This window comes from Flavobacterium cyanobacteriorum (assembly GCF_002251835.1).
Lineage (GTDB): Bacteria > Bacteroidota > Bacteroidia > Flavobacteriales > Flavobacteriaceae > Flavobacterium > Flavobacterium cyanobacteriorum.
This window is the reverse complement of the sequence record NZ_NOXV01000302.1, coordinates 24405-36792: the sequence shown is the minus strand read 5'-3', so window position 1 is coordinate 36792 and position 12388 is coordinate 24405. Positions and strand designations below refer to the sequence as shown.

Here is a 12388-nt window from a genome sequence, read left to right as displayed (position 1 = left end):
ATGAACCGGAAGCTAATATTTTACATAGTACTCCTGGGCATGATTGTAGGGCTTATTATTTTTATTGATGCCAGCAAGCCAAAACCCATAAACTGGACACCCACCTACCTGCCAAAAGATAAGTACCCCCTGGGGCTTTATGTACTGGACAGGGAACTGAAGGGGCTGACCGGCAATAATATTAAGCGTATAACCGTAACACCTTATGAGTTTCTTGACGAACAGTATGACCATAGTACAAGCAACTATAAAATAAGCGGAACGTTCCTGCACATCAATGAATCGGCTAACCTTGACAAAGAATCTGTTAAGGAACTGCTGTATTTCGCTGAGCATGGAAACACAGTTCTGCTCAGCATGAAAGATTTCCCCGAGGAACTGCTCGATACGCTGCAGGTGACTGTAAACATGGAATTTGCCAGGATTGATTCCATTCCCATGTACATTACTGCTGATGGTGCTGCCAGGCAAAAGTACTACTTTAATGAGGGTATGGGCTTTACCTATTTTGACAGCATTAATAACCAATATGCCAAAACCCTGGGCTACCAGGAAGTAAATAAACAACAGCGGGCTAACTTTATCAAGGCGCCTTTCGGCAATGGCAGTTTCCTGCTCCACACCCAGCCCGCGGTGTTCAGTAATTTCCATCTGCTAAAAGGCAACCATTACCAGTACACCGAAAAATTACTGTCATATATAAAGCCGGGGACTATATACTGGTACAGTGAAAAGATTACCGGTGTATCTTCGTCTCCCCTGCGCTACATCATTAAGCAGCCCGGACTTAAGTGGGCCTTATATTTCGGTCTTATAGGGCTGGTAATATTTATATTCTTTAATGCCAAAAGGAAGCAGCGCATTGTACCCGAAATACCCCCGGTGCGCAACACTACAGTTGATTTTACTAAAACCATAGGCAACCTGTACTACCAGGAAGGCAACCACCACACTATTATTGACAAAAAGATTATTTATTTCCTTGAAAAAATAAGGAATGAATACCTTATAGATACCTACGCCCTTGATGATGAGTTTATAGAGAAACTGCATCTTAAAACAGGTAAGCCGATAGAAGATATAAGGAACCTGGTAAGGATAATAAAAGTATACCGGCACAAGTTTGACAGCACTGAAGCCGATGTAATAGAAATAAATAAAGCAATAGAAAACTTAATGTTATGACAGATAATTTTGAGAACAACAACATAAACCTGCAAAAGGACAATGCAGAAAATGAAAGTATCAACTTCCAGTCAAGGATCGACCTGACCGGCCTGCAGCAGAGCATTGATGCCGTTAAGCACGAAATAAGCAATGTGATTGTGGGACAGCAAAAAATGATTGACCAGCTGCTGGTGGCAATTTTGAGCAACGGGCATGTGCTGCTCGAAGGCGTACCCGGCGTGGCCAAGACCATAACGGCAAAACTTCTCTCCAAAACACTTTCACTCGGTTTCAGCAGGATTCAGTTTACGCCTGACCTGATGCCTTCGGATATTCTGGGTACATCGGTATTCGACCTTTCCAAATCGGCATTTGACTTTAAAAAAGGGCCGGTATTCTCTAATTTTATACTGATTGACGAGATAAACCGCGCACCTGCCAAAACACAGGCAGCATTGTTTGAGGTTATGGAAGAACGCCAGATAACCGTTGAGGGCAAAACGCACGCCATGGAAGCGCCTTTCCTGGTTATTGCCACACAAAACCCTGTTGAGCAGGAAGGGACATATCGCCTGCCGGAAGCGCAGCTTGACCGTTTCCTGTTCAAAATAACTATCGACTATCCTAAGCTTGATGAGGAAATCGCTATACTACAGCGTGAAAATGCCCTTCAGGAGCGTGATAAGCTGGAGAATATAAAGCAGGTACTCTCACAGGCCGATATAATAAAATACCAGGGTATTGTAAAGCACATTGTTATAGAGCCACAACTTATAGAGTACATTGCCAAGATAGTTACCAACACCAGGGATAATGCGTTCCTTTACCTGGGCGCTTCGCCGCGCGCCTCTATTGCTATACTAAATGCGGCTAAAGGCTACGCAGCACTCAGGGGGCGTGATTTTGTAACACCTGAAGACATTAAGGAAGCTGCTGTGCCTGTCCTGCAGCACAGGGTAGTAGTAGCGCCTGAACGTGAAATGGAAGGGCTTACCAGCCCCGAAATAATAAGGCAGATAATAGACACTGTTGAAATACCGCGTTAATGAAGTGGTTTAAAAAAATATACCTCAATAATTTCTTTTTCTATGTGCTTATAGGCATCATGGTATGCTTTGTACTTTCGTATGTATTCCCTGCGCTGTATAAAGCGGTATGGCTGCTTGTGTATGTATATGCCGCCTTTACGGCAATAGATATATTGCTGCTTTTTGCCGGTGGCGCAAAGTTAACAGCATCAAGGCATACGCCTGAAAAACTGAGTAACGGCGATGACAATGCCGTACTGGTTAAAATGCAGAGCACCTACCCGTTTGCCGTTAATGTAAAAGTTATTGACGAGATACCTTTCCAGTTCCAGCTGCGCAATTTCGGGATCAGCCGGAAAGTGGCAGCAGGTGCGGCCGACAATTTTGAATATACGCTGCGCCCAACCGAACGCGGCGAGTACTTCTTCGGCAAGCTGAATATTTATGTATCCTCTCCCCTGCGCCTGGTATCGCGCCGCTATATTTTTGGCGAAGGGCAAATGGTGCCGGTGTACCCAAGCTACATCCAGCTGAGGAAATATGACCTGGTTGCATTTTCAAACAGGCTGTTCCAGTATGGGCTGAAAAAGATACGCCGTATAGGCCACACTATGGAATTTGAGCAGATAAAAGAGTATATACAGGGCGATGACATACGTACAATAAACTGGAAAGCCACTGCTAAAAAGAACCAGCTTATGGTGAACCAGTTCCAGGACGAGCGCTCACAAAACGTATATATGGCTATTGATAAGGGACGTGTAATGAAAATGCCTTTTGAAGGGCTCAGCCTGCTTGATTATGCCATAAATTCAACCTTAGTGCTTTCAAACGTTATACTTAAAAAAGGGGATAAGGCCGGTATGTTTGCCTTCTCTAAAAAAGTAGAGAACCGTGTGGCTGCCGAAAGGCGCTCCGGCCAGATGCAGAAAGTGCTGGAAACGCTGTATAATGTAAACACCAACTTTTTTGAGAGCGACTTCGGCCGACTGTATGCCGACATAAAGAAGAACATCAACCAGCGTAGCCTGATATTGCTCTACACTAATTTTGAAACCGTCGATGGCCTGCACCGCCAGCTGCCCTACCTGAAAGGCATTGCCAAAAGCCACCTGCTGGTTGTGGTTTTCTTTGAAAATACCGAACTAAAAGAAATGATGTACAACAAGGCACGCAATATACAGGAAGTGTATGATAAGGTTATTGCAGAAAAGTTTGCTTTTGAAAAGCGCCTGATAGTGAATGAGCTTAAAAAGTATGGCATCTACTCGGTACTTACCCAGCCTGAAAACCTAACTATTGACAGCATCAATAAATACCTGGAGATTAAGGCGAGGGGGATATTGTAATTTGCCTCCTAATCTAATGGCCTTATGATCAGCACCCCAAAAAATTAAATATTTAACTTTACTTTAACAATATATTTTACAATTTTACATAAATTCCAAATTTCAACTATTAAATTATTTTTATAAAAGTCTGCTTTACAGCAAATATAGAAAGGTGTGCCTGTGGTAGTATGTCATCTGGGTCAACTATTGAATATTCAGTTGATGACCCAAAACGAGGAGGATCCAACTGTTGTACACCTGGTACGGTAAATCGTGCTCTGCCAGCTGTGTCTTTAACCTGGAGATAATGGAAATGGTACATACACATTAACATCAGCTCAGGAATATGAGAATTATAACGATGCACAAAAAGATTGTTGCAGTGGTGGTGCAGCTTAACAATTAAACCTTTATTATCATGAAAAAAAATATTATTGTCATAGCCATTTCAGCTTTACTGGCTTTTGGCTGCTCAGAGGATAAGGAGACAGTTATTAATAATGAAACTTCAACTGCCAAAATAAGTGCAGCAACGGGAAGGGTAAAAGGCGAAATCCCCCCAGGATTGAATGTTTTTACTACACTCCAAAAAGCTAATACCCTCACTCTGGCAGACATGCTGGAATTGTACAAACAGGATATAAGCAAATCCCAAGGACAGGACTTTGATACCAACCTTAAGAATATATGGTTTATTAAATTAAACAGAAAGGCACTTAACGAGGGAAATGAAGAACAAAAAATGTTCTTAATCAGCCAGCAGATGGAGATGGAAAATAACCTGCCGCACTTCAACAGCTTCTACACACTACTTTTATCGGTAAACAGCATTGATAAAACTGAAAAAATGAATTTATCAAACCGCTTTAAAGATAAAAACATACAGGTAATCCGGGAAATAAAGTGGCATACGCCTGATGAAAAGAAGGAAAAAGAAACAGAATTGCTCCTCGCACAAAGAAATTTTGGCATGCAGCAACAGTTTTCAAAATAATATCTGATAATTAGAATTTATAAAGCTACTCATATAAAGTAGCTTTATAAATTCGACTTTTAATTTTTGAATAGGTTCAAGAAAATTACAACTTATTTAAAAAAAGATACTTATATGCCAAATAGGGAGTTTAACACCTATTTACATACAGTTGTACCTGGATAACACGTCTGAATTAATTTAAAAACTCTATTTCGGCTACATCCAGCTGGAATTTACCTTCCCTTTTTTCATTTGTAATAATCCCTACGCGTGCTACATCAGAAAGTACTTTTTTTGTAACTGCCGCACCTGTCTTTTCCCCTACTACTTCTTCATAAAGCGTATTTAAATCAAGTTCTACCTCTTCCCACTGATTAGCCTTCTTAGGCTTGAAATCAATTTTATAAACAGGCTTTGTCCAGTCGCGGCTTGACTGAAAAGAAAACGCATACAAAGACAGCCCTAAATAAGCCATTGTAGCGCCTGTAATCCCTTGTTTTTCAGGATTGAATGGCATCAATACAGAAATTATTATATCTAAGGCACCCGGAATCAGGTATGCAATATCACTATTGCGGTAAGTTCCCGAAATTTTCTTTACAAACAACAGGAAAAGACTAAGAGGAAAGCAGGAAAAATCTATGGGAAAATAAAAATAATTGAGTAACGTGTACTGGAACGCGCTGCCACAATAGGTTAGTATAAAAAGACCAAAAAATAATGCTGCCTTCTCCCTGTAGCCTTTATACATCAATACTCCAAAAAGATATTATAAGGCCGTTAAGCGAAATTACATCGCAAATTTTTGAAGAAATCTCATCCATAATTCAAATATAAGTACGAATAAGCTACAATTACTGATTATAAACCAAATATTAATAGAAGTTTTCAGCATACCTTATACTGTCTAAATATGCAAAAGTTCATTTGAGAATAAAATTTAGGTTTTCACACCGGATTCCTTCAAGAACTAAAAATATGCAAACAATGAAAATTCATTATTTTTGATGCCAAAACCAATAACCCGCAACCATTGAAACTCATCACCAGCCCGCAGAACCCGCTAATTAAGCAACTTGTGCAGTTGCAGGAAAAGGCTAAGGCCCGCAGGCAAAGCGGCACATTCCTGATTGAGGGGCAGCGGGAGGTAATGCTGGCAAAAAAAGGTGGGTACATTTTAGAAACTGTTTTATTTCTGCCGGAAATGCTTAGCGAAAATGAGGTGCGCCACCTGGCAGGCCGCAATGCCGGACTGATTGAAATAAATAAAGAGGTGTACCAAAAGCTGGCCTACCGGGATACTACCGAAGGCATAATAGCCATAGCCCGCAGTAAAAGCCTGGAACTGGCCGATTTGCAACTGCGAGAAAACCCGCTGATATTGGTAGCCGAAGCGCCGGAAAAGCCGGGGAACATCGGGGCGCTCCTCCGCACTGCCGATGCCGCCAACCTTGATGCTGTTATTATTGCCAACCCCAGGAGCGATATGTATAACCCTAATATTGTACGTTCCAGTGTGGGCTGCCTGTTTACAAATAACATAGCTACCGGCAGTACCGATGAGGTTATAGCCTTCCTTAAAGATTGCAACATCAGCATTTATTGTGCCACGCTGCAGGACTCTACACCATACCACACCCGGGATTATACCACACCCACCGCGCTGGTGGTTGGCACCGAAGCCACCGGATTATCTGACACGTGGCGCGAAACATCAACAAAAAATATCATTATACCCATGCACGGCGAAATCGACTCCATGAATGTTTCGGTAGCCGCTGCCATACTTATTTTTGAAGCCAAAAGGCAAAGAGGATTTTAATAGTGCCCTATATCTATGGAAAACATTACAGTTACACCCGAATTTAAACAGAAAGCAACTAAAGCAATTTTTTCAATCATATTATTTGTAGTTACCTACCTGGCACTCTTTGCGCTGGCTGTAGGCCTCACCGTTTTATGTGGCTATGGTGCTATTATGCTTGTATCATTTAAAGCACATTTTGTTACATTAATGTTGGGGCTCGGTATTGCGGCAGTAGGCGTGCTCACCCTTTTTTTCCTGATAAAATTTATCTTCACAAGGAATAAAACAGACCTGTCAAACTACCTTGAGATAAATGAAGAAGATCAACCGGAACTATTTGCGCTGATTCATGATGTGGTTCAGGAAGCAGGTACTCAGTTTCCCAGAAAAGTATACCTGTCGTCTGAAGTAAATGCGTCCGTATTTTATAACTCCAGCTTTTGGAGCATGTTCCTGCCTGTTCGTAAAAACCTGCATATTGGCTTAGGGTTAATGAATTCTGTAACTGTTGATGAGTTCAAGGGAATTATTGCACACGAATTTGGGCATTTTTCACAACGGAGCATGAAGGTAGGCAGCTACGTGTACAACGTAAACTATATAATACACAACATGCTGTATGACAACGAAAGCTACAACAACTTTGTATCGAAGTTGGCAAATCTTAACGGCTGGATTTCATTCCCGCTTTTAGGCAGTATAAAAATAGTACAGGCCATACAATGGGTACTTCAAAAAGTATATCGTATNAGGCTAATTATGGGGTGGTATCGCTGAACCCGTCCTATGAGCAAGGGATATATAAGTATAAGTACCAAGGGCAGGAACGTCAAGACGAGTTGGGGCTTAACTGGGATAGCTTTAAATGGCGTAATTACGACTATGCCATTGGCAGGTTTATGAGCATTGACCCGTTGGCGGAAGAATATGAGGATTATACACCTTATCAGTTTGCATCAAATCAACCTGTACATGCGCAAGAAGTTGAAGGTTTAGAAAATTCGCATGATTTAAATAAACGAATTGTGCTTAGAGAATCAGCACCTATTAGGAATGATGCAATTCCACGGGCAGGTGGAAATATAGGTAGAGGCATGCATTTTGGGACAAGACAACGTTATCAACTTGAGCCTGCGAGAGGCTCTACTTTAACTGGTATTAGAGATACAAAAGCGGGAGCTGTCAGAAATGGTAAACCTGTTGGTAAAGATGTAATTAGAGTAGATAAACCTCATGGTAGAGTTCAAACACATCATTTAAATTTTAATCCAGAATTAACAGGGTTACCTGACCCTCATACGCCCATTTCACCAACTACTGCCAAAGTTTTAAATGGTACTGGTAAAACATTAGATGCATTGAGCAAAGTTGCTAAGCCTATAGCAATAGTAACAGATGTGGCTAGAATTGGTAACGCAATAAATGAGGATGGAGGTACTATTGGAGATAATACTATTGTAACAAGTGCAAGTGTAGCAGGTGGTTGGGCAGGAGCTGCTGCTGGTGGAGCAATTGGTGCTGAAGTAGGAGCAAGTATAGGTGGCGGTGTAGGCGCTTTTGCTGGCGGAATAGGGGCTGTTCCTGGTGCAGCTATAGGAGGTATTGTAGGTGGAATTGTAGGTGGAATTGCAGGTTCATTTGGAGGCGCTTGGTTAGCCGAAGAAGGAGCTAAAGAAGTAATCAATAAAATAAAATAGAAACTATGAAAGTAATAAAAACTAAATATGTTATTCTAAAAGCTGAACTTTCTTTGAATTATACAATGGAAGAACGCTATTTATGGCAAAAGATGATTGTCAAATTTATTCTTAATTACTTAGATAAAAATAAATGTTCATTATTTGAACTAAAACCTAATAGAAATTCTCTCATCTATAGCTACAAAAATTTTATAGATGTAAAATCTAATGGAAAAAAAGGTGCATTTGTAAATAATGTTATTTTAAACGAAGAAAGTATCCAAAATTTGATTTTAGAGCAAGATTTTTATCTAGGCAATTTGATTATTGTTCTAAATGAGCTTAAGGGTAATGATGCTATTAATATTCTAAATTGCTGGGATTTTATTTATGAAACAGGGATGGAAATTATTACTTTAAGAGATGATGGTATGAATTTATATTTGTACAATTCTAGTNAAGAAATATCAGGGTAAAACATCACAAAGCTTATCATTCTCTTCAGGAGCAGCCATCCACCGCTTCCCTGGAAGCCTTGTCCTGCTGTCCACTCTATCTCCCCGCCGCGAAAGCGGGCGGCGGGGAGGATGCCGCTCCCATCAGGGCTAAAACCAAAACAGCAGGAATACCTGCAGGCTATAACCATGGCCGTAACTCAACCCCTACAATAGCAAAAACCTCTAGTGCTAATTATTCTCTGTTTTCAGCAGGCTAATGATCTGTTCCGCCAGTTCAGTGCCTATCCTGTCCTGTGCCTCAAGGGTGGCTGCTCCTATATGGGGTGTGAGCGATACCTTGGGATGCATCAGTACCTGTATGGCCGGTGTGGGTTCTTCTTCAAAAACATCAAGCCCGGCAAAAGCTACCTTACCTGAATCAAGTGCCTCAATAAGCGCTACTTCATCAATAACCCCGCCGCGGGAGGCGTTGATAATGCCTACGCCGTCTTTCATTGCCTTCAGTTCCTCGCTGCCTATAACATAACCGTCCTGTGCCGGTACATGCAGCGTAATGAAATCAGCATGCTTAAATATGTCCTCAATCGGCTCGGTTACAATCTCAACATTAATAAACTGCCCGTTGTAAAAATCAACCCTTATTTCAGCGTTGCCCACAAATTTATCTGAGGCTATAACACGCATCCCTAATCCAAGGGCTATCCTTGCCACAGAGCGGCCAATTTTGCCAAACCCTATGATGCCCAGTGTTTTACCCCTGAGTTCTGTGCCACTGGCATAAGCCTTTTTAAGCCCTTCAAAATTGGTGTCGCCTTCCAGCGGCATTATCCTGTTAGAATCATACAGGAAACGTGCTCCCGTAAAAAGGTGCGCAAAAACAAGCTCCGCCACCGAGTCCGATGACGAGGCAGGCGTACTGATCACATGGATGCCTTTTTCGCGGGCATACTCTACATCAATATTGTCCATGCCTACACCTCCGCGGCCTATAATCTTTAATCCGGGGCAGGCGTTAATAATGTCTTTTTTTACCTTTGTGGCGCTACGCACCAACAGTACGCTTATGTTATTTGAGTTGATATAATTTGCCACCTGCTCCTGGGCTACTTTGGTGGTTATTACTTCAAATCCATGTTCTTCAAGCGCTTTTATCCCGCTTTTAGAAATTCCGTCATTGGCTAATACTTTTATCCTTTTTTATTTCAGTTCCGGTTAAACGGATTGTTCCAGTTCCTTCATTACTTCTACAAGTACCTGCACACTTTCAAGGGGCATAGCATTATACATTGATGCCCTGTAGCCGCCCACCGACCTGTGGCCGTTAAGCCCGCTGATACCTGCCGCCTTCCACAGCTTATCAAACTTTTCCGTATGCGATTCGTCTTCCAGCAGGAATGTAGCATTCATTTTGGAGCGGTCTTCAGCCCTTGCCGTACCTGTAAACAGCGGGTTACGGTCTATCTCGCTGTACAGCAGCTCGGCCTTTGCGGTATTCCTCTTTTCTATTTCGGCAATACCCCCGTTTTCTTTAAGCCATTGCAGGGTTAAGTAGGACGTGTATACCGCAAATACCGAGGGAGTGTTGTACATGCTCTCTTTTTCAATGTGCTGCCTGTAGTCAAGTATTGCCGGTATAACACGGCCCGTTTTCCCCAGTATATCTTCCTTAACTACTATGAGGGTGGTACCAGCGGGCCCCATGTTTTTCTGGGCGCCTGCATATATGAGGCTGAACTTTGAAAAATCAAGCGCCCGTGAAAATATATCCGAACTCATGTCACAAACAACAGGGACACCTGTTTCGGGAAATTCATGCATTTGTGTCCCGAATATGGTATTGTTGCTGGTGCAGTGGAAATAACCGGCATCAGCAGGAATAGTATATTCTTTTGGTATATACGTATAATTATCAGCCTTTGAAGAAGCTGCTATAACTGTTTCGCCAAAATTTTTAGCTTCTTTAATAGCACCCGCTGCCCATGTCCCGGTGTCGAGGTAAGCAGCTTTCCCTAAGTGCGTCATAAGGTTATAAGGCACCCTTACAAATTCCATGCTTGCCCCCCCGGAAAGGAACAGTGCCTGGTATCCTTTTCCGGTAAGCCCTAAAAGCTCAAGCGCCAGTGTACGGGCTTCTTCCATTACGGCAACAAAATCTTTGCTCCGGTGTGATATTTCAAGTATTGACAAGCCTGACCCGTTGAAGTCCAGTACGGCCTGCGCTGCTTTTTCAAAAACTTCCCGGGGAAGTATTGAAGGGCCTGCGCTAAAATTATGCTTCTTCATGTAACCTGAATTTATGCGTGCAAATTTCTTACATTCTGTACAAATTATCGCAGAAAAACTCTGTAATTATTCGGCTATATTTTTGCTAAAAATGCAATAGTATCAATGTTGTCAGCATAATCCCATAGTTCCGGCTGCTGGGTTTTACCAAAAGGCACAGTGCCCGGCATGAGGCTGTTGCTTACAATGCACTGTATCTGCTCATGCTCTGCCTCAAGCCGCTGTTTCAGTACCTCAAGGCTGTCATAATATTCGTAAAACACGCTCGAAATGGGGGAGGCATATCCTGTGTCCTCTTTTATGGTCATAAACCCGTTGTCCAGTATGCTGAAGTTGCTCATCAGGAATACCGCCTTGTTATAGTCATAATTATTGGCGTATTTTTCGTACTGTATAATATCCCTGTATCCATACATAGCCTCAAAGAACGGCTTAAAGTCATAGCCGGAAGGCACAAACAGTTTCGACACATTGCGGCATCCCAGCCCAAAATAGCGGAATATATCTTCACCCAGGGCAGCCAGTTCTTCTTTCGTTTCTTTTCCGTTAAGTACTGCTATCGAGTTCCTGTTTTTCCTGATGATGGACGGCTTATCCTTAAAATAATATTCAAAATAGCGTGCCGTATTATTGCTTCCCGTAGCTATAACGGCATCAAAACCTTCAAGCTTTCCCTCAGTAAATGTAATGTAGTCCCTGAGGCGCGGTTCAGCCGCGATAATATATTTTGCAAGGAAGGGCAGGAGCTTCTGGTCGTTAGAAGACGTTTTCACCAGGGCCTTATGCCCGCTTATGATTACTGAAAGAAAATCATGAAAACCCACCATCGATATGTTGCCCGCCAGCACCAGGCCCACGGTTTTAGGCTCTATATTATTTAAATCGTAAGCTGCCAGCCATATATCAAGGTTTTGTGAGGTGAGTGCTTTTGACCACTGCTGCAGCGCAAAATATACCTGCTCTTCTGTAAACCAGCGGTTATGTGACTGCGACAGTGCAATAAGGGCCAGCATCTCATCAAAAAAAAGGTCGTTATGTGGCACATCTTGTTTTTTGTGGCTGTTTCCGGGTGCAAACTGCCCAAGGAAAGTACCTAATGCTATAAATGCTGATTTTCTTTCGGCTAATGTCATGGTATAAAGATGAAGGGCACCTGCATTTAACGTTTGTATAATGCCAAATACACCTAATGTTGTGTTATTATAGTTTGTATATAAACAGTTTTGGATGTAATTTTGCTGCAAATTTACAGTTAAAATATAAAAAGTAAGCTATGGCTATCAAGATAACAGACGAATGTATAAATTGTGGCGCATGTGAGCCGGAATGCCCTAACACAGCTATTTATGAAGGAGCTGATGACTGGCGCTATAAAGATGGTACCAAACTGCGGGGCAGGGTAGTGCTGCCGTCAGGTGAAGAAGTGGATGCCGATGCGCCACGCACCCCACTGTCAGATGATATTTATTATATAGTACCGGGTAAGTGTACTGAATGTAAGGGATTTCATGAAGAGCCGCAGTGTGCTGCCGTGTGCCCGGTGGACTGCTGCGTGCCTGACGAAGACCATGTGGAAAGCGAGGAAACATTACTAAACAGGCAGGCGTTCCTGCACAATGAATAAAAGCATAACTAAAAATCCTGGAGCATAACACTTCA

Annotated in this window: 12 protein-coding genes; 8 read left to right on the top strand and 4 right to left on the bottom strand. The window is 42.2% G+C overall.

Annotation, left to right across the window (positions count from 1 at the left end; genetic code table 11):
• From CHU92_RS13900 to CHU92_RS13880, 4 genes are all read left to right on the top strand, one after another.
• Positions 1–1185: a DUF4350 domain-containing protein gene (locus tag CHU92_RS13900; RefSeq protein WP_094416589.1), complete on the top strand. Its 1185-nt coding sequence runs from the start codon at positions 1–3 to the stop codon at positions 1183–1185.
• Complete coding sequence (locus CHU92_RS13895) at positions 1182–2213, top strand: AAA family ATPase (protein WP_094416587.1); 1032 nt, start codon at positions 1182–1184, stop codon at positions 2211–2213. The genes CHU92_RS13900 and CHU92_RS13895 overlap by 4 nt, the downstream gene beginning before the upstream one ends.
• Positions 2213–3544, top strand: a complete 1332-nt coding sequence (locus CHU92_RS13890) for a DUF58 domain-containing protein (protein WP_094416585.1) — start codon at positions 2213–2215, stop codon at positions 3542–3544. The genes CHU92_RS13895 and CHU92_RS13890 overlap by 1 nt, the downstream gene beginning before the upstream one ends.
• A gap of 400 nt (positions 3545–3944) precedes the next feature.
• Positions 3945–4520 carry a hypothetical protein gene (locus tag CHU92_RS13880; protein WP_094416581.1) on the top strand — a complete coding sequence of 192 codons (576 nt, stop codon included), beginning with the start codon at positions 3945–3947 and terminating at the stop codon, positions 4518–4520.
• A gap of 175 nt (positions 4521–4695) precedes the next feature.
• On the opposite strand, the gene CHU92_RS13875 is transcribed toward CHU92_RS13880, so the two are convergent.
• The gene (locus tag CHU92_RS13875) at positions 4696–5253 is read right to left on the bottom strand and encodes a CIA30 family protein (protein ID WP_094416579.1); all 558 of its coding nucleotides are present in this window, start codon (positions 5251–5253) and stop codon (positions 4696–4698) included.
• Between the two features lie 282 nt (positions 5254–5535).
• On the opposite strand from CHU92_RS13875, the gene CHU92_RS13870 reads away from it, so the two are divergent.
• From CHU92_RS13870 to CHU92_RS16065, 3 genes are read left to right on the top strand one after another with little or no spacing between them, the layout of a single operon-like run.
• A complete protein-coding gene (locus CHU92_RS13870; protein WP_094416577.1) occupies positions 5536–6324 on the top strand; it encodes a TrmH family RNA methyltransferase in 789 nt (262 codons plus the stop codon).
• Positions 6325–6339: 15 nt separating this feature from the next.
• A complete protein-coding gene (locus CHU92_RS13865; protein WP_094416576.1) occupies positions 6340–7086 on the top strand; it encodes a M48 family metallopeptidase in 747 nt (248 codons plus the stop codon).
• Positions 7032–8006, top strand: a complete 975-nt coding sequence (locus CHU92_RS16065) for an RHS repeat-associated core domain-containing protein (RefSeq protein ID WP_207759854.1) — start codon at positions 7032–7034, stop codon at positions 8004–8006. The genes CHU92_RS13865 and CHU92_RS16065 overlap by 55 nt, the downstream gene beginning before the upstream one ends.
• A gap of 668 nt (positions 8007–8674) precedes the next feature.
• Here CHU92_RS16065 and CHU92_RS13850 read toward each other — a convergent pair.
• The 3 genes from CHU92_RS13850 to CHU92_RS13840 form a co-directional block, all read right to left on the bottom strand.
• Positions 8675–9637, bottom strand: a complete 963-nt coding sequence (locus tag CHU92_RS13850) for a D-2-hydroxyacid dehydrogenase (RefSeq protein ID WP_094416572.1) — start codon at positions 9635–9637, stop codon at positions 8675–8677.
• A 21-nt stretch (positions 9638–9658) separates the two neighbouring features.
• On the bottom strand, positions 9659–10729 hold the full coding sequence (gene serC, locus CHU92_RS13845) for a 3-phosphoserine/phosphohydroxythreonine transaminase (RefSeq protein WP_094416570.1): 1071 nt from the start codon (positions 10727–10729) through the stop codon (positions 9659–9661).
• A gap of 74 nt (positions 10730–10803) precedes the next feature.
• Positions 10804–11862: an acyl-CoA reductase gene (locus CHU92_RS13840; protein ID WP_094416640.1), complete on the bottom strand. Its 1059-nt coding sequence runs from the start codon at positions 11860–11862 to the stop codon at positions 10804–10806.
• 140 nt (positions 11863–12002) lie between these two features.
• Here CHU92_RS13840 and CHU92_RS13835 point away from each other — a divergent pair, with 140 nt between their 5' ends.
• Positions 12003–12353 carry a 4Fe-4S dicluster domain-containing protein gene (locus CHU92_RS13835; protein ID WP_094416568.1) on the top strand — a complete coding sequence of 117 codons (351 nt, stop codon included), beginning with the start codon at positions 12003–12005 and terminating at the stop codon, positions 12351–12353.
• Positions 12354–12388: the final 35 nt, after the last annotated feature.